Origin of the sequence: Gottschalkia acidurici 9a (genome assembly GCF_000299355.1) — a bacterium.
Classification (GTDB): domain Bacteria; phylum Bacillota; class Clostridia; order Tissierellales; family Gottschalkiaceae; genus Gottschalkia; species Gottschalkia acidurici.
Genome location: NC_018664.1, coordinates 987,767 through 1,009,856 on the forward strand (window position 1 = coordinate 987,767; position 22,090 = coordinate 1,009,856).

6 protein-coding genes, 31 tRNA genes and 6 rRNA genes are annotated in these 22,090 nt (G+C 40.8%); all 43 read left to right on the plus strand.

The features are described from left to right. Window positions 1–77: 77 nt before the first annotated feature. The 43 genes from CURI_RS04430 (at window position 78) to CURI_RS04645 (ending at window position 22,090) form a co-directional block, all read left to right on the plus strand. Window positions 78–1,862: a B12-binding domain-containing radical SAM protein gene (locus CURI_RS04430; protein WP_014967082.1), complete on the plus strand. Its 1,785-nt coding sequence runs from the start codon at window positions 78–80 to the stop codon at window positions 1,860–1,862. Between the two features lie 2 nt (window positions 1,863–1,864). Beyond that, window positions 1,865–2,650 (plus strand): hypothetical protein, encoded by a 786-nt coding sequence (locus tag CURI_RS04435; protein WP_014967083.1) that lies wholly within the window; start codon window positions 1,865–1,867, stop codon window positions 2,648–2,650. Between the two features lie 25 nt (window positions 2,651–2,675). Continuing rightward, the gene (locus CURI_RS04440) at window positions 2,676–3,806 is read left to right on the plus strand and encodes a tetratricopeptide repeat protein (RefSeq protein WP_014967084.1); all 1,131 of its coding nucleotides are present in this window, start codon (window positions 2,676–2,678) and stop codon (window positions 3,804–3,806) included. Between the two features lie 431 nt (window positions 3,807–4,237). Continuing rightward, window positions 4,238–5,763, plus strand: a 16S ribosomal RNA gene (locus CURI_RS04445). A gap of 267 nt (window positions 5,764–6,030) precedes the next feature. Then, window positions 6,031–8,966 (plus strand): 23S ribosomal RNA (locus CURI_RS04450). Window positions 8,967–9,025: 59 nt separating this feature from the next. After that, a 5S ribosomal RNA gene (rrf, locus tag CURI_RS04455) occupies window positions 9,026–9,142 on the plus strand. The 16S, 23S and 5S rRNA genes sit together here with 13 tRNA genes alongside, the layout of an rRNA operon. A 5-nt stretch (window positions 9,143–9,147) precedes the next feature. Continuing rightward, window positions 9,148–9,222: transfer RNA gene (locus tag CURI_RS04460), tRNA-Asn, on the plus strand. Between the two features lie 4 nt (window positions 9,223–9,226). After that, window positions 9,227–9,315, plus strand: a tRNA-Leu gene (locus CURI_RS04465). 21 nt (window positions 9,316–9,336) lie between these two features. Next, window positions 9,337–9,411, plus strand: a tRNA-Met gene (locus CURI_RS04470). Between the two features lie 12 nt (window positions 9,412–9,423). Continuing rightward, window positions 9,424–9,498 (plus strand) — tRNA-Glu (locus CURI_RS04475). Between the two features lie 31 nt (window positions 9,499–9,529). Beyond that, a tRNA-Val gene (locus CURI_RS04480) sits at window positions 9,530–9,605 on the plus strand. Between the two features lie 18 nt (window positions 9,606–9,623). Then, window positions 9,624–9,700, plus strand: a tRNA-Asp gene (locus CURI_RS04485). A 38-nt stretch (window positions 9,701–9,738) separates the two neighbouring features. Continuing rightward, window positions 9,739–9,814, plus strand: a tRNA-Thr gene (locus CURI_RS04490). 14 nt (window positions 9,815–9,828) lie between these two features. Continuing rightward, a tRNA-Tyr gene (locus CURI_RS04495) sits at window positions 9,829–9,914 on the plus strand. A 10-nt stretch (window positions 9,915–9,924) separates the two neighbouring features. Continuing rightward, window positions 9,925–9,999 (plus strand) — tRNA-Gly (locus CURI_RS04500). Between the two features lie 26 nt (window positions 10,000–10,025). Continuing rightward, window positions 10,026–10,099: transfer RNA gene (locus CURI_RS04505), tRNA-Gly, on the plus strand. Between the two features lie 16 nt (window positions 10,100–10,115). Next, window positions 10,116–10,192 (plus strand) — tRNA-His (locus CURI_RS04510). Between the two features lie 14 nt (window positions 10,193–10,206). Then, window positions 10,207–10,281, plus strand: a tRNA-Cys gene (locus CURI_RS04515). A 6-nt stretch (window positions 10,282–10,287) separates the two neighbouring features. Beyond that, a tRNA-Arg gene (locus tag CURI_RS04520) sits at window positions 10,288–10,364 on the plus strand. Between the two features lie 555 nt (window positions 10,365–10,919). Continuing rightward, window positions 10,920–13,019: a M1 family metallopeptidase gene (locus tag CURI_RS04525; protein WP_014967085.1), complete on the plus strand. Its 2,100-nt coding sequence runs from the start codon at window positions 10,920–10,922 to the stop codon at window positions 13,017–13,019. A gap of 939 nt (window positions 13,020–13,958) precedes the next feature. Further along, on the plus strand, window positions 13,959–14,237 hold the full coding sequence (locus tag CURI_RS04530) for an autorepressor SdpR family transcription factor (RefSeq protein ID WP_014967086.1): 279 nt from the start codon (window positions 13,959–13,961) through the stop codon (window positions 14,235–14,237). After that, the gene (locus CURI_RS04535) at window positions 14,227–14,871 is read left to right on the plus strand and encodes an SdpI family protein (RefSeq protein ID WP_014967087.1); all 645 of its coding nucleotides are present in this window, start codon (window positions 14,227–14,229) and stop codon (window positions 14,869–14,871) included. The genes CURI_RS04530 and CURI_RS04535 overlap by 11 nt, the downstream gene beginning before the upstream one ends. A gap of 454 nt (window positions 14,872–15,325) precedes the next feature. Further along, window positions 15,326–16,850: ribosomal RNA gene (locus CURI_RS04540) — 16S ribosomal RNA — on the plus strand. 267 nt (window positions 16,851–17,117) lie between these two features. After that, window positions 17,118–20,053, plus strand: a 23S ribosomal RNA gene (locus tag CURI_RS04545). Between the two features lie 59 nt (window positions 20,054–20,112). Continuing rightward, a 5S ribosomal RNA gene (gene rrf / locus CURI_RS04550) occupies window positions 20,113–20,229 on the plus strand. A 5-nt stretch (window positions 20,230–20,234) separates the two neighbouring features. After that, window positions 20,235–20,309: transfer RNA gene (locus CURI_RS04555), tRNA-Asn, on the plus strand. Between the two features lie 4 nt (window positions 20,310–20,313). Then, window positions 20,314–20,402: transfer RNA gene (locus CURI_RS04560), tRNA-Leu, on the plus strand. 21 nt (window positions 20,403–20,423) lie between these two features. Then, a tRNA-Met gene (locus CURI_RS04565) sits at window positions 20,424–20,498 on the plus strand. Window positions 20,499–20,524: 26 nt separating this feature from the next. Continuing rightward, a tRNA-Met gene (locus tag CURI_RS04570) sits at window positions 20,525–20,601 on the plus strand. 4 nt (window positions 20,602–20,605) lie between these two features. Continuing rightward, a tRNA-Glu gene (locus tag CURI_RS04575) sits at window positions 20,606–20,680 on the plus strand. Between the two features lie 31 nt (window positions 20,681–20,711). Further along, window positions 20,712–20,787, plus strand: a tRNA-Val gene (locus tag CURI_RS04580). 18 nt (window positions 20,788–20,805) lie between these two features. Next, window positions 20,806–20,882 (plus strand) — tRNA-Asp (locus CURI_RS04585). A gap of 40 nt (window positions 20,883–20,922) precedes the next feature. Then, window positions 20,923–20,998: transfer RNA gene (locus CURI_RS04590), tRNA-Thr, on the plus strand. Window positions 20,999–21,011: 13 nt separating this feature from the next. Beyond that, window positions 21,012–21,085 (plus strand) — tRNA-Gly (locus tag CURI_RS04595). Between the two features lie 9 nt (window positions 21,086–21,094). Then, window positions 21,095–21,171 (plus strand) — tRNA-Arg (locus CURI_RS04600). Window positions 21,172–21,195: 24 nt separating this feature from the next. Further along, window positions 21,196–21,271: transfer RNA gene (locus CURI_RS04605), tRNA-Gln, on the plus strand. A 16-nt stretch (window positions 21,272–21,287) separates the two neighbouring features. Beyond that, window positions 21,288–21,363: transfer RNA gene (locus CURI_RS04610), tRNA-Lys, on the plus strand. A 4-nt stretch (window positions 21,364–21,367) separates the two neighbouring features. Continuing rightward, window positions 21,368–21,456: transfer RNA gene (locus tag CURI_RS04615), tRNA-Ser, on the plus strand. Window positions 21,457–21,577: 121 nt separating this feature from the next. After that, window positions 21,578–21,654: transfer RNA gene (locus tag CURI_RS04625), tRNA-Ile, on the plus strand. Window positions 21,655–21,661: 7 nt separating this feature from the next. Then, window positions 21,662–21,737: transfer RNA gene (locus tag CURI_RS04630), tRNA-Trp, on the plus strand. Window positions 21,738–21,767: 30 nt separating this feature from the next. Further along, window positions 21,768–21,844: transfer RNA gene (locus tag CURI_RS04635), tRNA-Pro, on the plus strand. 45 nt (window positions 21,845–21,889) lie between these two features. Further along, window positions 21,890–21,966: transfer RNA gene (locus CURI_RS04640), tRNA-Ile, on the plus strand. 47 nt (window positions 21,967–22,013) lie between these two features. Continuing rightward, window positions 22,014–22,090 (plus strand) — tRNA-Ile (locus CURI_RS04645).

Consider the following 22,090-nt stretch of genomic DNA (forward strand, 5'->3'; position numbering starts at 1 on the left):
GGAGTTACAGGAACTTATGAACTTGCTGTAACTCCTTACTCAATGTATAAACTAAAGAAGGGAAGAAGATAAAAAACATGAACATCTTAATAACAACGTTAAATTCAAAATTTATACACACAGCTCTTTCTATAAGATATTTAAAAAGTTATTGTAAAGATGAATTTCCTAATATAGAAATAGAAGAATATACTATAAACCAAAATACAGATTATATAACTGGTGAGATATTTAAGAAGAATCCTGATATAGTGGCTTTTTCAAGTTATATATGGAATATAGAACAGATATTAGAGATATCTGAGAGGCTAAAACTTATAAATAAAGATATAACTATAATACTAGGTGGACCCGAAGTATCATATAATAGCGAAGAGATTTTAAAAGAGAATCCTTTTATAGATTTTATAATATATGGAGAAGGAGAAGAAACATTTAAAGAGTTACTTTTGAATATAAAAAATAAAAAAGATTTTAGAAATGTACAAGGTATTGTTCATAGAGAAGATGAAAATATATATGTAAACCCTCCAAGAGATCTTATCCAAAACTTGGATTCTATACCTTCACCTTTTGATGACGATATAGAGGCGTTCAAAAATAGAATTGTTTATTTTGAAAGTTCTAGAGGTTGTCCTTTTAACTGTCAATTTTGCTTATCATCTACAATAAAAGGTGTTAGATTTTTTTCAATTGAGAGAGTAAAAAGTGATCTCAAAAAATTAATAGATTTGGGAGTTAAACAGGTTAAGTTTGTAGATAGAACCTTCAACGCTAAAAAAGGATATGCGATGGAGATAATGAGATTTATAATAAGCCAAAATGTTAAAGATATAAACTTTCACTTTGAAGTTACAGCACACCTAATAGAAGATGATATGCTTGAATTTCTTAGAACTGTAGATGAGGGATTATTTCAATTTGAGGTAGGAGTACAATCTACAAATCCTATGACACTAGAGGCTATAGATAGACAAACTGATTTCAATAAGTTATCTAAGGTTGTAGATCAAATAAATAGTTATAATAATATACATCTACACTTAGACCTAATAGCGGGACTTCCACATGAAAATTACAATAGTTTTAAGAAATCATTTAATGATGTATATGGGCTTAGACCACATAAGCTTCAACTAGGATTTTTAAAACTATTAAAAGGATCAGAATTAAGGAAAAGGAAAGATGACTATGGATTTAAGTTCATAAATAAGCCGTCTTATGAGGTTATGGAAACTAAAGATATTAGCTATAGAGAGCTTTTGAAATTAAAGCAGATAGAAGACTTAGTTGAAAAGTATGGAAATGAAGGATACTTTAAAAATTCTATAGAATATATTATTGAGAACTTCTTTGAATCTCCATTTGACTTTTATAGTGAGTTTGCAGATTTCTGGGAAACTAAAAAGTATAATGAAGCCTCACACAACAGACTTTCTTTGTATAAAAAGCTCTATGAGTTTTCTGAAGGATTTGTAAAAGGAGATATTGAATTAATACGTGAATTTATTAAATTTGATTTAATACTTAATACAAAGTCTCCTAATATACCTGAGTATCTTAATAATGAGAAAAAAGAAAATTTAAAGACTATGAGGCATGATTTCTTACAAAATGATAAGAACTTAAAAGCATATCTTCCACGATATGCAGATACTCCTGTTAAGAGGATATTAAACGATGTTCATTTTGAAGGGTTTAATTATGATATCAAATATATTATAGAAAATAAATATAAAAAGGAATCTATAAAATATGTAAATAGAATTTATTTATTTGTCTATAATCTAGAAAATAAGGTATTTGATAAATGTGAGGTATTCGATATTACAAAAAGATATTTAAAAGAGAGAGGAGCGTAAGGATGAATTTTATAAAAGATATAATTTATATTAACAAAAATACTATTAAAAAAGCATTTGAAATGTTTAAAAAAAATTGGACAATTATATTTACAGGGCTAATATACTTAGGAATTACTATTATTGCGACCCTATTGTTATCACCATTTTTTAGAGTACCAGTTTTAAATATAGTAGCAGGTGTTTTACAGTATATTCTATATGTAGCTATGCTTTCAAGTTACCTTTATATACTTTATAATATTATAAAATATAAAAAGTTTGACTTTAAAGACTTTAAATTAGGATATAGAGTTTATATGAGTCCGCTAATAAGAATATTTTTTATTGGATGGATTGCAGAAATGATATTTATTAGGGGGTTAGTGCCTATGATTGCTGCTAGTTCAGGTGGATCTTTAGATACTGGAACAATAGTGGTCATAATCAATTTATTAGTATTAGTTGCAATAAACCCTCTTCCGGAAGTAATATATCAAAAACACTACTCAGGACTAGATGCTATAAAATATACTTTTGAATATATGAAAGAAAATTGGATTGAATGGTTAGTTCCTAATATTATACTGTTAGGTTTAATATATATAGTAACAGGAAGTATTATAACTAATTTATTTAACACCAGTATTGGATCAAATCTCAATATAATGTCGCTAAAAGGAATTGCTATATATTTTGTAGGGCAAGCTATATTCTCGTTTACTATGATATATAGAGGAGTATTATTTGAACTACTTAGTACAAGTACAAGAAGAAAAAGAATGTTTATGAGAAATACGTATAAATAGTAAAACTAAAGAAAAGGTGGACTTTATGAGTAGACTAGATAATTATTTTAAGAAGAAAACGAAGAACATATCCTTTATAGAAATACAGCCAGATTCATATATAGAAGTAAGTGGACATAAAGTTGAAAAAGAAATACCGCTTCCTATAGTAGTAGATGAGCTTATAGATGAAATACAAAGGGGAGATGGATTAGATGAGATAAAATTTGCTTCATTTATAAAGGGTATAATATATACTATAGGGGTAGATCCAGAGTTTAAATATTTTGAAGCCTATAAAAAGATATTATATAGCTATGATAAAAAAATAGAAGAGTATATACTTTATATAAGTCTAAAAAGTATAAACGAAGGTTCTTTAGAAAGTGGACTAATAGGGTTAAGAGCATTATACTTTTTAAATGAAGATAATTTATATGGTAAATACAACTATGCATTAGCCCTTGAAGAAAGAGCTAAAGAATCACTCAACTTAAAAGACACTGAACTTGCAAATGCATTTTTAAATGGTTCAACAACAATATTAGAGGAAATATTAAATGCTGACTCTAGTTTTCATTTAGCGTATTACAAACTAGGATATCATTATAAAAATAGAAGTGAATTTAAAAAGTGTCAATTGACATGGGAGAAGTTTTTAAGAATAGGAAAAGAAGAAGAACTTCTTCAGGAAGTAAGAGAAAACTTAGACTCTATAAAAGATGATGTTATATATGAAGAAGGATATAGTAGTATATTGAACGGTGATCCACAAAGTGGTCTAGATAAATTACTTCCTTTGGAACCTAAATACGAAAACTGGTGGAACTTATATTTTATGATAGGATTAGGCTTTAGACAATTAAACTTATTTGAAGAAGCTAAAGGATACTTCGAAAAAGTATTAGAAATAGAAGAGGATCAGGTAGACGCGATAAATGAATTAGGATTATGTTTAGTATATTTGGGAGAAACTATAAGTGGAATACAAAAATTTACGAAGGCTATAGAGTTAAGACCTAATGATTATGAAATTATGTGCAATAGAGGAATGTCATATTTGCAAATGAATGATATTGAAAATGCTCAAAGAGATATTCTTAAAGCGTATAATATAAATCCTAATGATGAAATAACTATAGCGTGTAAGAATGAACTAGAAAAAAGTATTATGTAGTTATGTTAGATATAGAAAAGCCTAAACAATAAAATTCTAAGAATTTTATTGTTTAGGCTTTTTATATTAGGATGTTTAGATCTTAAAATATAAGTTGAGTTATACATATAAATGTGGTATATTATATAAGCCAACACGATCTATACAATAAATTTGAATTGAAAGAAAAAAGTTTGAAAAAAGTGTTGACAAGAAAAAAGAAACCTGGTAAAGTAATAAGAGTCGCCGCAAGAGAGCGACAAAGTAAAACAAGAAGTAAGAAAAAAGTTTAAAAAACTTCTTGACAGAATGTTAAAAGGATGTTAAGATAGTGAAACAGACTTTGGTCTTTGAAAATTAAACAGTAAAAAGCAAGTTAATTCCTAGAATTAATAACAAATGAAGCTCAACATTAAATAGAGCAGTCAGCAGAAGCTGAGACAGAAAACTTTTATTTTGAGAGTTTGATCCTGGCTCAGGATGAACGCTGGCGGCGTGCCTAACACATGCAAGTCGAGCGGGAAAGTCGTTACGGATCCTTCGGGTGAAAGAGTGACTGGAGAGCGGCGGACCGGTGAGTAACGCGTGGGAAACCTTCCTTATACAAAGGGATAGCCTCGGGAAACCGGGATTAATACCTTATAAAACTCTAGCACCACATGGTGCATGAGTCAAAACTCCGGTGGTATAAGATGGTCCCTCGTCCCAATTAGCTAGTTGGTGAGATAAAAGCTCACCAAGGCGACGATGGGTAGCCGGCCTGAGAGGGTGAACGGCCACACTGGAACTGAGACACGGTCCAGACTCCTACGGGAGGCAGCAGTGGGGAATATTGCACAATGGGGGAAACCCTGATGCAGCGACGCCGCGTGAGTGATGAAGGCCTTTGGGTCGTAAAACTCTGTCCTAAGGGAAGATAATGACGGTACCTTAGGAGGAAGCCCCGGCTAACTACGTGCCAGCAGCCGCGGTAATACGTAGGGGGCGAGCGTTATCCGGAATTATTGGGCGTAAAGGGTGCGTAGGCGGCCAAATAAGTCAGGTGTGAAAGGCGTCGGCTCAACCGGCGTAAGCACTTGAAACTATTTGGCTTGAGTACAGGAGAGGAAAGTGGAATTCCTAGTGTAGCGGTGAAATGCGTAGATATTAGGAGGAACACCAGTGGCGAAGGCGACTTTCTGGACTGATACTGACGCTGAGGCACGAAAGCGTGGGGAGCGAACAGGATTAGATACCCTGGTAGTCCACGCCGTAAACGATGAGTGCTAGGTGTTGGGGGTCGAACCTCAGTGCCGCAGCTAACGCATTAAGCACTCCGCCTGGGGAGTACGGTCGCAAGACTGAAACTCAAAGGAATTGACGGGGACCCGCACAAGCAGCGGAGCATGTGGTTTAATTCGAAGCAACGCGAAGAACCTTACCAACATTTGACATCCCTCTGACAACTCTAGAGATAGAGTCTCCCTTCGGGGCAGAGGTGACAGGTGGTGCATGGTTGTCGTCAGCTCGTGTCGTGAGATGTTGGGTTAAGTCCCGCAACGAGCGCAACCCTTACCTTTAGTTGCCATCATTAAGTTGGGCACTCTAGAGGGACTGCCGATGATAAATCGGAGGAAGGTGGGGATGACGTCAAATCATCATGCCCCTTATATGTTGGGCTACACACGTGCTACAATGGTCGGTACAACGGGCAGCGAAACCGCGAGGTGGAGCGAATCTCAATAAGCCGATCACAGTTCGGATTGTAGGCTGCAACTCGCCTACATGAAGCCGGAGTTGCTAGTAATCGCGGATCAGAATGTCGCGGTGAATACGTTCCCGGGTCTTGTACACACCGCCCGTCACACCACGAGAGTTGGTAACACCCGAAGCCAGTGAGCTAACCGCAAGGAGGCAGCTGTCGAAGGTGGGATCGATGATTGGGGTGAAGTCGTAACAAGGTAGCCGTATCGGAAGGTGCGGCTGGATCACCTCCTTTCTAAGGAGAAACGCTTTTTACTGTTTAATTTTGAGAGACCAAAACTCTCAAATAAGTTTTAGAACACTTATAAAGATAGATCAGATAGAACATCTGATACCTATGCTTTATAAAATGGCGTCTAAAACAAATTGTACCTTGAAAACTACACAGCGAAATAGATTAAAATACAATTAACCGAGATATATTAATATATTAAGGAAAATTAAACCTCAATAATAAATTGAGTAGTGAATGTCAAACTTATTTGATATTTACTTACTAACTGGTCAAGTTAGTAAGGGCATAGGGTGAATGCCTTGGCACTAGGAGCTGAAGAAGGACGCGATAAGCTGCGAAAAGCTACGGGGAGTCGCAAGTAGACACTGATCCGTAGATATCCGAATGGGGAAACCCACTTGAGGCAAACCTCAAGTACCATATACTGAATACATAGGTATATGGGAGCAGACCAGGGGAACTGAAACATCTAAGTACCCTGAGGAGGAGAAAGAAAAATCGATTCCCTCAGTAGCGGCGAGCGAACGGGGAAGAGCCCAAACCATGAGAGTTTACTCTTATGGGGTTGCGGACATAACACAAACGGAGAGGTATTGTAACCGAAGAGAGCTGGAAAGCTCCACCACAGAGGGTGATAGTCCTTTAGGTGAAACGAGAAAACTCCAAGTTATGATCCAGAGTACCACGAGACACGTGAAACCTTGTGGGAAGCAGGGGGGACCACCCCCCAAGGCTAAATACTACCTAGTGACCGATAGTGAAGCAGTACCGTGAGGGAAAGGTGAAAAGAACCCCGGGAGGGGAGTGAAATAGAACCTGAAACCCTATGTCTACAAGCAGTGGAAGTTCTTTATATGAACGACCGCGTACTTTTTGTAGAACGGGCCAACGAGTTACGTTATGCAGCAAGGTTAAGTTGTTAAGCAACGAAGCCGAAGGGAAACCGAGTCTTAATAGGGCGATTAAGTTGTATGGCGTAGACCCGAAACCGGACGATCTATCCATGGGCAGGATGAAACGAGAGTAAAATCTCGCGGAGGTCCGAACCGATTAGCGTTTAAAAGCTACCGGATGACCTGTGGATAGGGGTGAAATTCCAATCGAGTCCGGATATAGCTGGTTCTCCTCGAAATAGCTTTAGGGCTAGCCTCGAGAAAGTGAAGTGGGGGTAGAGCACTGAATGACTGCGGGGCGCTATGCGTTACCAAAGTCTATCAAACTCCGAATACCACATTCATGATTCTCGGGAGTCAGACTATGTGTGATAAGATTCATAGTCAAAAGGGAAACAGCCCAGATCATCAGCTAAGGTCCCAAAGTACAGATTAAGTGGTAAAGGATGTAAGACTACACAGACAACCAGGATGTTGGCTTAGAAGCAGCCATTCATTCAAAGAGTGCGTAATAGCTCACTGGTCGAGTGGTCTTGCGCCGAAGATAACCGGGGCTAAAATCTGTCACCGAAGCTATGGGATGTGTATAACATCGGTAGAGGAGCATTGTATGTGGGCAGAAGTCATACCGTAAGGAGTGGTGGACTGCATACAAGAGAGAATGTTGGCATGAGTAGCGAAAGGTGGGTGAGAATCCCACCCGTCGAAAGCCTAAGGTTTCCTGAGGAAGGCTCGTCCACTCAGGGTAAGTCGGGGCCTAAGCCGAGGACAAAAGTCGTAGGCGATGGACAACAGGTTGAGATTCCTGTACTACCTAAATGCGTTTGAGAAATGGAGTGACACAGGAGGATAGGTGAAGCGTACTGTTGGTTATGTACGTCTAAGCAAGTAGGGAGTTCTGGTAGGCAAATCCGCTAGAACAATCCTGAGATGTGATGGGGAGCGAAAATAAGTAGCGAAGTCACTGAATCCACACTGTCGAGAAAAGCTTCTATCGAGCAAATAGGTACCCGTACCGCAAACCGACACAGGTAGGCGAGGAGAGAATCCTAAGACGAGCGGAAGAACTCTTGTTAAGGAACTCGGCAAAATAACCCCGTAACTTCGGGAGAAGGGGTGCTGGAGGCTGTGAAGGGTGCACACCTGGAGCAGCAACCAGCCGCAGTGAATAGGCCCAAGCGACTGTTTACCAAAAACATAGGTCTCTGCTAAATCGAAAGATGAAGTATAGGGGCTGACGCCTGCCCGGTGCTGGAAGGTTAAGGGGAAGAGTTAGCGCAAGCGAAGCTCAGAACTTAAGCCCCAGTAAACGGCGGCCGTAACTATAACGGTCCTAAGGTAGCGAAATTCCTTGTCGGGTAAGTTCCGACCCGCACGAAAGGCGTAACGATTTGGGCACTGTCTCAACAAGAGATCCGGTGAAATTGTAGTACCAGTGAAGATGCTGGTTACCCGCGACAGGACGGAAAGACCCCGTGGAGCTTTACTGCAGGCTGATATTGAATTTTGGTATCATATGTACAGGATAGGTGGGAGACTTAGAAACCAGGGCGCCAGCTTTGGTGGAGTCACCGTTGGGATACCACCCTTATGATGCTGAAGTTCTAACTAGAAACTGTGAAACCAGTTTTAGGACACTGTCAGTTGGGCAGTTTGACTGGGGCGGTCGCCTCCTAAAGAGTAACGGAGGCGCTCAAAGGTTCCCTCAGTACGGTCGGAAATCGTACGAAGAGTGTAAAGGCAGAAGGGAGCTTGACTGCGAGACCTACAAGTCGAGCAGGAACGAAAGTTGGACTTAGTGATCCGGTGGCACCGAGTGGAAGGGCCATCGCTCAACGGATAAAAGCTACCCCGGGGATAACAGGCTTATCTCCCCCAAGAGTCCACATCGACGGGGAGGTTTGGCACCTCGATGTCGGCTCGTCTCATCCTGGAGCTGAAGTAGGTTCCAAGGGTTGGGCTGTTCGCCCATTAAAGAGGCACGCGAGCTGGGTTCAGAACGTCGTGAGACAGTTCGGTCCCTATCCGTCGTGGGCGTAGGAAATTTGAGAGGAGTTGTCCCTAGTACGAGAGGACCGGGATGAACAGACCTCTGGTGTATCAGTTGTCGCGCCAGCGGCATGGCTGAGTAGCTAAGTCTGGAAAGAATAAGTGCTGAAGGCATCTAAGTACGAAGTCTCCCTCAAGATAAGATTTCCCATAGGGTTAACCTAGTAAGATCCCAGGAAGACTACCTGGTAGATAGGTCACAGGTGTAAGGGCAGCAATGTCTTCAGCTTAGTGATACTAATAGATCGAGGGCTTGACCAATATATTAAAGAATAATCTAATCGCTGTGTAGTTTTGAAGGTACGAAATATCTTCAAATATTTAGTGACGATAGCGAAGGGGTCACACCTGTTCCCATACCGAACACAGAAGTTAAGCCCTTCAGCGCTGATGGTACTTGGTGGGAGACCGCCTGGGAGAGTAAGACGTTGCTAAATGATGTTCTTAGGTAGCTCAACGGTGGAGCACCCGACTGTTAATCGGTAGGTTGTGGGTTCGAGTCCCACCCTGAGAGCCAATTTGCCGGGGTGGCGGAACTGGCAGACGCACAGGACTTAAAATCCTGCGGTCCTTAAAGATCGTACCGGTTCGATTCCGGTCCTCGGCACCAAGAAACTCTAAACTAAAACGACGCGGGGTGGAGCAGCGGCAGCTCGTCGGGCTCATAACCCGAAGGTCATCGGTTCAAATCCGGTCCCCGCAACCAAATTAAACAGACGGCCCTATGGTCAAGCGGTTAAGACACCGCCCTTTCACGGCGGTAACCCGGGTTCGAATCCCGGTAGGGTCACCAAAAAAGTCCCAGAAGTTCGTAATAAAATTACGGGCGCGTAGCTCAGCTGGGAGAGCACCTGCCTTACAAGCAGGGGGTCACAGGTTCGAGCCCTGTCGCGCCCACCATAAGTAAATAAAAAATGCGGCCTGGTAGTTCAGTTGGTTAGAATGCCAGCCTGTCACGCTGGAGGTCGAGGGTTCGAGTCCCTTCCAGGTCGCCAAAAATATTCTATTAAAGAATGAGAAACAAACTATATATGCTGGTGTGGCTCAATCGGTAGAGCAACTGACTTGTAATCAGTAGGTTGGGGGTTCAAGTCCTCTCACCAGCTCCAAGGTTTCAAAACTAGGAGGAGTTCCCGAGCTGGCCAAAGGGGACGGACTGTAAATCCGTTAGCTTCGCTTTCACTGGTTCGAATCCAGTCTCCTCCACCAATGATGATATGCGGAAGTGGCTCAGTGGTAGAGCATCGCCTTGCCAAGGCGAGGGTCGCGAGTTCGAATCTCGTCTTCCGCTCCAATAAACATTATAGATTAAGAAAATGCGCGGGTGTAGCTCAGTGGTAGAGCCCTGGCCTTCCAAGCCAGTTGCGAGGGTTCGATTCCCTTCACCCGCTCCAATTTTATTTAAGCATGGTGGGTATAGCGTAGTTGGTTAACGCGTCGGATTGTGGTTCCGAAGACCGTGGGTTCGAGTCCCACTATCCACCCCATAAACTAGATATATGGCGGCATAGCCAAGTGGTAAGGCAGAGGTCTGCAAAACCTTTATTCCCCAGTTCAAATCTGGGTGCCGCCTCCATTATAGGCACCCATGGCTCAACTGGATAGAGCGTCTGACTACGAATCAGAAGGTTGGGAGTTCAAGTCTTCCTGGGTGCGCCAATAAGAAAAACGTTGATATTTCAACGTTTTATTTTTTTATAAAAATACTTTTTAATGCTATTTTACAAGACTAAAAAGGTCGTTAATTATAGGTTTACATATCAACTTCTTATAAAAATGAAAATTAAAAGATAAAATAAAGCACATTAGTAAAATTATTAAAGCTATTTTTACTCACATCTTTTACATTGAAATACTTTTCTTACTTTAAATATCATCTTATTATAAAACCACCTAATTTATTTAAATATTTATGATAATCCTTATTATTAGAACTTACTTAAATATAGATACCTTGAATGCATCTATTGACTTTCCATGAGCTTGACAGCACACAGTAAATACATTCTGCTTTATAAAAACAAATCTAATATGTTTCCTTTCATATTTTTCTATAAGTTTAAATATCTTTAATCTTTATATTAAAAATATTTTGCTATATAAACGTAACTAATTTAGAGATATAAACTTTGATAGGAATATAAGAAATATTTTGGAAGTTATAGGAGGCTTGTGGTATTATAGAAATGTATATAAAAAATAAGGGGGTTTATCATGAACAAAAGAAGGTTTTTATCAACTATATTAGTTTTAGTAATATTGCTAAGTAGTTTTCAATTCGGGTTTGCAGTAGATTTAGAAAATATAACTAAGTATGATTTGAATATAACTTTAAATACTAATGATCATACTGTAGATGGAGAGCAAAAAGTAACTTTCACCAATACATATAATTCAGACTTAAATGATTTGGTATTTCATCTTTATCCAGATTCTTATAAGTCCCCTGATACATTAGCAGCTATAGGTGGTATGTACTTTATGGATGAAGAAGAATTAGGAGAAGAAATAAAGGGTTATATTAAGGTAAAACAAGTATATATTAATGGTGAAGAAGTTAAGTATACAGATAATAATCAAATATTGAAAATAAATATGAAGGAACCATTAAAAAAAGGTGAAAAGGTAGATGTAAAAATTGAATTCACTATGAAAATTCCTGAGGGAAGTCATCGTCTTCACTATTCACAAGGAGTATACTCTCTAACAAATTGGTATCCCGTCTTATCTATATATAATGAGAAAGATAAAAAATGGGATGAGAACCCATTCCACCCTATTGGAGAGTCTAACTACAGTGATGTCTCAGATTATAATGTAAATCTTACTGTACCTAAGCAGATGGTAGTGGCTCCAACAGGTAGTATAATAGGAGAGAAAGAAGACGGAGAAAATAAAACTCTAACGATAAAGGCTGAAAAAGTTAGAGAGTTTGTTATCATTATGAGTAATGAATATAAAGTAAAGACTACAGAAGTAGATGGAATTAAAATTAGTAACTATTATCTTATAGAAGACAAAAAGGATAGTAGAGAAGCTGATATGGTATTAGATGAAGTAGCTAAGGCAATGAAGTTTATGAATAAAACAATAGGAAAATATCCTTATGATGAGTTAAGAATAACAGAAACACCTTTATCAGGAGGAGCTATGGAATATCCTCAGGTAATACAGATGGGAAGATACTGGGAACCAGGAGATATAAACATAGAAGAGGGAGTTAACTTCACAATAGAAGCTGCAGTTCATGAGACAATGCACCAATGGTGGTATGTAGCAGTGGGAAATAATGAATTTAAGGAGCCTTTTCTAGACGAATCTTTAACAGTATTCACTACCGCTTATTACTTCGAAAAACAATATGGAAAAAATCATGAAAATGGAATTGACTATGCTATAAGAAATTCAATGTATATGTCGGATAACTCTCCTGTAAATAGTAGTGTAGATCAGTTTAGAAATTGGGGTGACTATGGAGAGACTATATATAGAAAAGGACCTGCTTTCTTCGAATACCTAAAACAAAAAGTAGGAGAAGAAAAGTTTGTAAAGATACTTAGCACATATTATGATGAATATAAGTTTAAGAATGCAACCATAGAGGGATTATTAAGTGTAATAGAAGAAATAGGAGGAAAAGATATTAAGAACTCTATGGAAGATGGACTGTTAAAGCCAAACTATTTTTCACAAAGCATAAAATTAACTCAAGAAGAAGAGCAGTTTCGTTATAGAAATATGAGAAAACGCTATTTGAATGGATTAGAAAAAAGAAATGGATTAGTGATAGGAAGTATAGATCTTAGAGTTTTAGAAGGAGAAGAAGTATTAATAGTAAAGCCAGAACATTTAAATGAAAATGATTCAGCTAAAGTTGAGCAGTTTATTCAAATGTTAGTAGATGAGACTATGATGCAGTATAATTTAAAAATAAATGTCAAAGAGGAAAAAGATTTAATAGAAACAGATAAGCAAGCTAATTTAATAGTTATTGGGTATCCAGATAAAAATGAGATAATTAAAGAAATGAGTTCTGAACTACCTATAAAAATAGATGAGGATACTATCTATGTGGATGGAGTATCTATTAAAAATGAAAAAGTTACTGGAGCTTTTATAGCAGAGAATCCTAACAATAAAGAAAAACTAATACTAGTGATATTTTTAGATGAGAACTCTAATGTAGAAAACAATGAAGATATGGCATATAATAACTTAATGTATAAGTATAATCCAATGTATAGTGATAATGAGCAGTTTATAATAAATATAGGAGACATAGAGATCAAGGGAAAATATAATACTAGCAAATAAACTTCGAAATAACTATAAAATATATTATACAAAATAGAACCAAGACCAAGCTATAGAGTTAGTTTGGGCTTGGTTCTATTTTATGAAAGGATGTATGTTAGCGACTAGAGCCATGTACTTGTTTTATATCTATAGTATTCCTAAATATATTATCGTAAAAAGAACTAAAAGTGCTTGATAGAAATAGTGCAAGTATCAGTATAGAAAATATAGCTAAACAAGAATTATATTTTGTGGATGCACTTTTACTACTTATATGTTAGAGTACATCAGGCTGGTTAGTTACAGTTTTTATATTTGAAATATGCTATCCATGGGCATCATGTAGGGGTTATGGATTGAAAATTAATCTTATAGTAATAGAAGGAAGAATACTAGGATTTGATGGAACTGATACAGGATTAATTGGACAATGGATTAAGTAGCTATTATTGTGTATTATAACAGTTGATATTTATTAGTTTTGGTTAGGAATAACACTAGAAAAATGGAGAGTAAAACATACATAATCTACGCAGATAAAGATAGTTACGTTGTTTTCATTTAAATATAGTCTTTTAACTTGATGCTTGACATTGTAGGAATAATGAAAAACATGAGATATATTAGATGTATATTTTTACTACAAATGATTAAAGTTAAGAGAAGGTAGAGTGTGGTTACTAATATATAAATAAAAGTAATTATTTTTAAATGGCCTTCTAAATTCAAATTTAAGACGATTAAAAATGTATATCCATATAATAGGTACACAAACTAAGATAAAAATGATATATAAACTTTTGGAAACACACATAGCTATCAAGGTATATATAAGAATTTTAAAGTAATATTTGAGATATTATAATACTCCTTGACAATTTTAAATAGTTAGAATAACATATTTATATATTTAGATAATTATCTAAATATATAAATATGTTATTAGGAGATGATGTAGTGAATCAAGCATTTAAAGCACTTTCAGATCCAACAAGAAGAAAAATATTAGAGTTGCTTAAAGAAAAGGATATGACAGCAGGTGAAATAGCAGAACAATTTAAAATAAGTAAGCCTTCTATTAGTCATCATCTAAATGCATTAAAAAGTTCAGATCTAGTACTGTGGGAGAAGGATGGGCAAAATATAATATATTCTTTAAATACGACTGTACTACAGGAGATCATGAAGTGGACATTTGATTTTTTAGAAAATAGGAGGGAGCAGAATGAAAAATAAAAAAATAAGTATAGTATTAATCTCTATTATCCTTTTATCAATATTAGCAACTACAATGATTTATGACAAGCTGCCAGATCAAATTCCTAGCCATTGGAATATTAAAGGAGAGGTTGACGACTTTCAAAGTAAAACATTTGTATATTTCACAGCGACACTTCCATTATTAATGTATGCACTAATGAAGATACTACCCAAATTAGATCCAAAGAGAAGATCTTATGCTAAGCATGGAAAGGCTTATGAAATATTTATAGTTGTGATGACTTTGTTTATTATATTAATCCATTGGTTAACTGTAGCATATGCACTTGGCTATAATATAGAGATATCAAGTGTTATTCAAATATCACTGGGAGTAGTTTTTTCAACATTTGGAAACTACATGTCTCAAATTAGACATAACTATTCATTTGGTATAAAAACCCCATGGACACTAGCAAGTGAGACAGTATGGAAGAAAACACATAGGTTAGGAGGATATGTGTTTTTCTTGATAGGGATACTGTTTATAATAGGAGGATTTGTTGGTAGTGAAATAAGTTACTATATAACAATAGGGCCTCTAATATTATCAACAATAGGACTGTCAGTATACTCATATATAATATATAGGAAAGAAAACCCTGAATAGAAGCGCACTATACCCAGAGCAGAGTTAACCCCTAAGATAGTCTAGTGATTGACTCTGCTCAATTATAATAAAAATCATTTACATATTATAATAAAAATATTCTTATACTATTGACAAAGCTGTTTGAATTTGATAAATTATAAAAGTCGCTTAAAGGTGATATATGAATAAGATATAAAATCTGGAATAAAAAAGTTGAAAAAAAGTGTTGACAAAAGAAACAAAACCTGATAAAGTAATAAGAGTCGCCACAAGAGAGCGACAAAGTAAAACAAGAAGTGAGAAAAAAGTCGAAAAAACTTCTTGACAGAATGTTAAAAGGATGTTAAGATAGTGAAACAGACTTTGGTCTTTGAAAATTAAACAGTAAAAAGCAAGTTAATTCCTAGAATTAATAACAAATGAAGCTCAACATTAAATAGAGCAGTCAGCAGAAGCTGAGACAGAAAACTTTTATTTTGAGAGTTTGATCCTGGCTCAGGATGAACGCTGGCGGCGTGCCTAACACATGCAAGTCGAGCGGGAAAGTCGTTACGGATCCTTCGGGTGAAAGAGTGACTGGAGAGCGGCGGACGGGTGAGTAACGCGTGGGAAACCTTCCTTATACAAAGGGATAGCCTCGGGAAACCGGGATTAATACCTTATAAAACTCTAGCACCACATGGTGCATGAGTCAAAACTCCGGTGGTATAAGATGGTCCCGCGTCCCATTAGCTAGTTGGTGAGATAAAAGCTCACCAAGGCGACGATGGGTAGCCGGCCTAAGAGGGTGAACGGCCACACTGGAACTGAGACACGGTCCAGACTCCTACGGGAGGCAGCAGTGGGGAATATTGCACAATGGGGGAAACCCTGATGCAGCGACGCCGCGTGAGTGATGAAGGCCTTTGGGTCGTAAAACTCTGTCCTAAGGGAAGATAATGACGGTACCTTAGGAGGAAGCCCCGGCTAACTACGTGCCAGCAGCCGCGGTAATACGTAGGGGGCGAGCGTTATCCGGAATTATTGGGCGTAAAGGGTGCGTAGGCGGCCAAATAAGTCAGGTGTGAAAGGCGTCGGCTCAACCGGCGTAAGCACTTGAAACTATTTGGCTTGAGTACAGGAGAGGAAAGTGGAATTCCTAGTGTAGCGGTGAAATGCGTAGATATTAGGAGGAACACCAGTGGCGAAGGCGACTTTCTGGACTGATACTGACGCTGAGGCACGAAAGCGTGGGGAGCGAACAGGATTAGATACCCTGGTAGTCCACGCCGTAAACGATGAGTGCTAGGTGTTGGGGGTCGAACCTCAGTGCCGCAGCTAACGCATTAAGCACTCCGCCTGGGGAGTACGGTCGCAAGACTGAAACTCAAAGGAATTGACGGGGACCCGCACAAGCAGCGGAGCATGTGGTTTAATTCGAAGCAACGCGAAGAACCTTACCAACATTTGACATCCCTCTGACAACTCTAGAGATAGAGTCTCCCTTCGGGGCAGAGGTGACAGGTGGTGCATGGTTGTCGTCAGCTCGTGTCGTGAGATGTTGGGTTAAGTCCCGCAACGAGCGCAACCCTTACCTTTAGTTGCCATCATTAAGTTGGGCACTCTAGAGGGACTGCCGATGATAAATCGGAGGAAGGTGGGGATGACGTCAAATCATCATGCCCCTTATATGTTGGGCTACACACGTGCTACAATGGTCGGTACAACGGGCAGCGAAACCGCGAGGTGGAGCGAATCTCAATAAGCCGATCACAGTTCGGATTGTAGGCTGCAACTCGCCTACATGAAGCCGGAGTTGCTAGTAATCGCGGATCAGAATGTCGCGGTGAATACGTTCCCGGGTCTTGTACACACCGCCCGTCACACCACGAGAGTTGGTAACACCCGAAGCCAGTGAGCTAACCGCAAGGAGGCAGCTGTCGAAGGTGGGATCGATGATTGGGGTGAAGTCGTAACAAGGTAGCCGTATCGGAAGGTGCGGCTGGATCACCTCCTTTCTAAGGAGAAACGCTTTTTACTGTTTAATTTTGAGAGACCAAAACTCTCAAATAAGTTTTAGAACACTTATAAAGATAGATCAGATAGAACATCTGATACCTATGCTTTATAAAATGGCGTCTAAAACAAATTGTACCTTGAAAACTACACAGCGAAATAGATTAAAATACAATTAACCGAGATATATTAATATATTAAGGAAAATTAAACCTCAATAATAAATTGAGTAGTGAATGTCAAACTTATTTGATATTTACTTACTAACTGGTCAAGTTAGTAAGGGCATAGGGTGAATGCCTTGGCACTAGGAGCTGAAGAAGGACGCGATAAGCTGCGAAAAGCTACGGGGAGTCGCAAGTAGACACTGATCCGTAGATATCCGAATGGGGAAACCCACTTGAGGCAAACCTCAAGTACCATATACTGAATACATAGGTATATGGGAGCAGACCAGGGGAACTGAAACATCTAAGTACCCTGAGGAGGAGAAAGAAAAATCGATTCCCTCAGTAGCGGCGAGCGAACGGGGAAGAGCCCAAACCATGAGAGTTTACTCTTATGGGGTTGCGGACATAACACAAACGGAGAGGTATTGTAACCGAAGAGAGCTGGAAAGCTCCACCACAGAGGGTGATAGTCCTTTAGGTGAAACGAGAAAACTCCAAGTTATGATCCAGAGTACCACGAGACACGTGAAACCTTGTGGGAAGCAGGGGGGACCACCCCCCAAGGCTAAATACTACCTAGTGACCGATAGTGAAGCAGTACCGTGAGGGAAAGGTGAAAAGAACCCCGGGAGGGGAGTGAAATAGAACCTGAAACCCTATGTCTACAAGCAGTGGAAGTTCTTTATATGAACGACCGCGTACTTTTTGTAGAACGGGCCAACGAGTTACGTTATGCAGCAAGGTTAAGTTGTTAAGCAACGAAGCCGAAGGGAAACCGAGTCTTAATAGGGCGATTAAGTTGTATGGCGTAGACCCGAAACCGGACGATCTATCCATGGGCAGGATGAAACGAGAGTAAAATCTCGCGGAGGTCCGAACCGATTAGCGTTTAAAAGCTACCGGATGACCTGTGGATAGGGGTGAAATTCCAATCGAGTCCGGATATAGCTGGTTCTCCTCGAAATAGCTTTAGGGCTAGCCTCGAGAAAGTGAAGTGGGGGTAGAGCACTGAATGACTGCGGGGCGCTATGCGTTACCAAAGTCTATCAAACTCCGAATACCACATTCATGATTCTCGGGAGTCAGACTATGTGTGATAAGATTCATAGTCAAAAGGGAAACAGCCCAGATCATCAGCTAAGGTCCCAAAGTACAGATTAAGTGGTAAAGGATGTAAGACTACACAGACAACCAGGATGTTGGCTTAGAAGCAGCCATTCATTCAAAGAGTGCGTAATAGCTCACTGGTCGAGTGGTCTTGCGCCGAAGATAACCGGGGCTAAAATCTGTCACCGAAGCTATGGGATGTGTATAACATCGGTAGAGGAGCATTGTATGTGGGCAGAAGTCATACCGTAAGGAGTGGTGGACTGCATACAAGAGAGAATGTTGGCATGAGTAGCGAAAGGTGGGTGAGAATCCCACCCGTCGAAAGCCTAAGGTTTCCTGAGGAAGGCTCGTCCACTCAGGGTAAGTCGGGGCCTAAGCCGAGGACAAAAGTCGTAGGCGATGGACAACAGGTTGAGATTCCTGTACTACCTAAATGCGTTTGAGAAATGGAGTGACACAGGAGGATAGGTGAAGCGTACTGTTGGTTATGTACGTCTAAGCAAGTAGGGAGTTCTGGTAGGCAAATCCGCTAGAACAATCCTGAGATGTGATGGGGAGCGAAAATAAGTAGCGAAGTCACTGAATCCACACTGTCGGGAAAAGCTTCTATCGAGCAAATAGGTACCCGTACCGCAAACCGACACAGGTAGGCGAGGAGAGAATCCTAAGACGAGCGGAAGAACTCTTGTTAAGGAACTCGGCAAAATAACCCCGTAACTTCGGGAGAAGGGGTGCTGGAGGCTGTGAAGGGTGCACACCTGGAGCAGCAACCAGCCGCAGTGAATAGGCCCAAGCGACTGTTTACCAAAAACATAGGTCTCTGCTAAATCGAAAGATGAAGTATAGGGGCTGACGCCTGCCCGGTGCTGGAAGGTTAAGGGGAAGAGTTAGCGCAAGCGAAGCTCAGAACTTAAGCCCCAGTAAACGGCGGCCGTAACTATAACGGTCCTAAGGTAGCGAAATTCCTTGTCGGGTAAGTTCCGACCCGCACGAAAGGCGTAACGATTTGGGCACTGTCTCAACAAGAGATCCGGTGAAATTGTAGTACCAGTGAAGATGCTGGTTACCCGCGACAGGACGGAAAGACCCCGTGGAGCTTTACTGCAGGCTGATATTGAATTTTGGTATCATATGTACAGGATAGGTGGGAGACTTAGAAACCAGGGCGCCAGCTTTGGTGAAGTCACCGTTGGGATACCACCCTTATGATGCTGAAGTTCTAACTAGAAACTGTGAAACCAGTTTTAGGACACTGTCAGTTGGGCAGTTTGACTGGGGCGGTCGCCTCCTAAAGAGTAACGGAGGCGCTCAAAGGTTCCCTCAGTACGGTCGGAAATCGTACGAAGAGTGTAAAGGCAGAAGGGAGCTTGACTGCGAGACCTACAAGTCGAGCAGGAACGAAAGTTGGACTTAGTGATCCGGTGGCACCGAGTGGAAGGGCCATCGCTCAACGGATAAAAGCTACCCCGGGGATAACAGGCTTATCTCCCCCAAGAGTCCACATCGACGGGGAGGTTTGGCACCTCGATGTCGGCTCGTCTCATCCTGGAGCTGAAGTAGGTTCCAAGGGTTGGGCTGTTCGCCCATTAAAGAGGCACGCGAGCTGGGTTCAGAACGTCGTGAGACAGTTCGGTCCCTATCCGTCGTGGGCGTAGGAAATTTGAGAGGAGTTGTCCCTAGTACGAGAGGACCGGGATGAACAGACCTCTGGTGTATCAGTTGTCGCGCCAGCGGCATGGCTGAGTAGCTAAGTCTGGAAAGAATAAGTGCTGAAGGCATCTAAGTACGAAGTCCCCCTCAAGATAAGATTTCCCATAGGGTTAACCTAGTAAGATCCCAGGAAGACTACCTGGTAGATAGGTCACAGGTGTAAGGGCAGCAATGTCTTCAGCTTAGTGATACTAATAGATCGAGGGCTTGACCAATATATTAAAGAATAATCTAATCGCTGTGTAGTTTTGAAGGTACGAAATATCTTCAAATATTTAGTGACGATAGCGAAGGGGTCACACCTGTTCCCATACCGAACACAGAAGTTAAGCCCTTCAGCGCTGATGGTACTTGGTGGGAGACCGCCTGGGAGAGTAAGACGTTGCTAAATGATGTTCTTAGGTAGCTCAACGGTGGAGCACCCGACTGTTAATCGGTAGGTTGTGGGTTCGAGTCCCACCCTGAGAGCCAATTTGCCGGGGTGGCGGAACTGGCAGACGCACAGGACTTAAAATCCTGCGGTCCTTAAAGATCGTACCGGTTCGATTCCGGTCCTCGGCACCAAGAAACTCTAAACTAAAACGACGCGGGGTGGAGCAGCGGCAGCTCGTCGGGCTCATAACCCGAAGGTCATCGGTTCAAATCCGGTCCCCGCAACCAAATTAGATGCTTATTAATACCATTATGGCGGTGTAGCTCAGTTGGCTAGAGCATGCGGTTCATACCCGCAGTGTCAGCGGTTCAAATCCGTTCACCGCTACCATGATGGCCCTATGGTCAAGCGGTTAAGACACCGCCCTTTCACGGCGGTAACCCGGGTTCGAATCCCGGTAGGGTCACCAAAAAAGTCCCAGAAGTTCGTAATAAAATTACGGGCGCGTAGCTCAGCTGGGAGAGCACCTGCCTTACAAGCAGGGGGTCACAGGTTCGAGCCCTGTCGCGCCCACCATAAGTAAATAAAAAATGCGGCCTGGTAGTTCAGTTGGTTAGAATGCCAGCCTGTCACGCTGGAGGTCGAGGGTTCGAGTCCCTTCCAGGTCGCCAAAAAAACATTCCATTAAAGAATGAAAAACAAACTATATGTGCTGGTGTGGCTCAATCGGTAGAGCAACTGACTTGTAATCAGTAGGTTGGGGGTTCAAGTCCTCTCACCAGCTCCATGAAACTATATATGCGGGTGTAGCTCAGTGGTAGAGCCCTGGCCTTCCAAGCCAGTTGCGAGGGTTCGATTCCCTTCACCCGCTCCAAGAAAACGAGTGCCTATAGCTCAGCTGGATAGAGCATCGGCCTTCTAAGCCGAGTGTCCGGGGTTCGAATCCCTGTAGGCACGCCAATAAATAAATATATAAGATGTTGTTGGGGTATCGCCAAGTTGGTAAGGCACCAGATTTTGATTCTGGCATGCGTAGGTTCGAGTCCTGCTACCCCAGCCAGAAGTAAATATTTTGTGATCTATTAGCTCAGTCGGTAGAGCACCTGACTTTTAATCAGGGTGTCCCGCGTTCGAGTCGCGGATGGATCACCAATCCGGAGGGGTACCGAAGTGGTCATAACGGGGCGGTCTTGAAAACCGTTAGGGTGCAAGCCCACGTGGGTTCGAATCCCACCTCCTCCGCCATAAAAAACATATAAAAACACTATAGAGAAGTACTCAAGAGGTCGAAGAGGCTCCCCTGCTAAGGGAGTAGGTCCTTCACGGGGCGCGAGGGTTCAAATCCCTCCTTCTCCGCCATAGGTGGGGGCCTTTAGCTCAGTTGGTTAGAGCGCCCGGCTCATAACCGGTAGGTCCGGGGTTCGAGTCCCTGAAGGCCCACCATATACATAGGGGTATAGTTCAGTTGGTAGAACGTCGGTCTCCAAAACCGAATGTCGTGGGTTCGAGTCCTGCTACCCCTGCCAATAGAATAATAATATATTTAATAATAAAGTCGGGGTGTAGCGCAGTTTGGTAGCGTACGTGGTTTGGGACCATGGGGCCGGGGGTTCGAGTCCCTCCACCCCGACCAGTAAAAAGATTAACATGTTTTTACTTAAAAGTCACTAAATAAAATGGGCCTGTAGCTCAGGTGGTTAGAGTGCACGCCTGATAAGCGTGAGGTCGATGGTTCGAGTCCATCCAGGCCCACCATGAAACGAATAAATGTTTTATAAGTAATAAACCTAGCAGAAATGTTAGGGCCTTTAGCTCAGTTGGTTAGAGCGCCCGGCTCATAACCGGTAGGTCCGGGGTTCGAGTCCCTGAAGGCCCACCA

Excerpts from the sequence above, each read along its gene's own strand:
- CURI_RS04525 (WP_014967085.1), top strand. The coding sequence starts at position 10,920 with ATGAACAAAAGAAGGTTTTTATCAACTATATTAGTTTTAGTAATATTG.
- CURI_RS04435 (WP_014967083.1), top strand. The coding sequence starts at position 1,865 with ATGAATTTTATAAAAGATATAATTTATATTAACAAAAATACTATTAAA.
- CURI_RS04535 (WP_014967087.1), top strand. The coding sequence starts at position 14,227 with ATGAAAAATAAAAAAATAAGTATAGTATTAATCTCTATTATCCTTTTA.
- CURI_RS04430 (WP_014967082.1), top strand. The coding sequence starts at position 78 with ATGAACATCTTAATAACAACGTTAAATTCAAAATTTATACACACAGCT.
- CURI_RS04440 (WP_014967084.1), top strand. The coding sequence starts at position 2,676 with ATGAGTAGACTAGATAATTATTTTAAGAAGAAAACGAAGAACATATCC.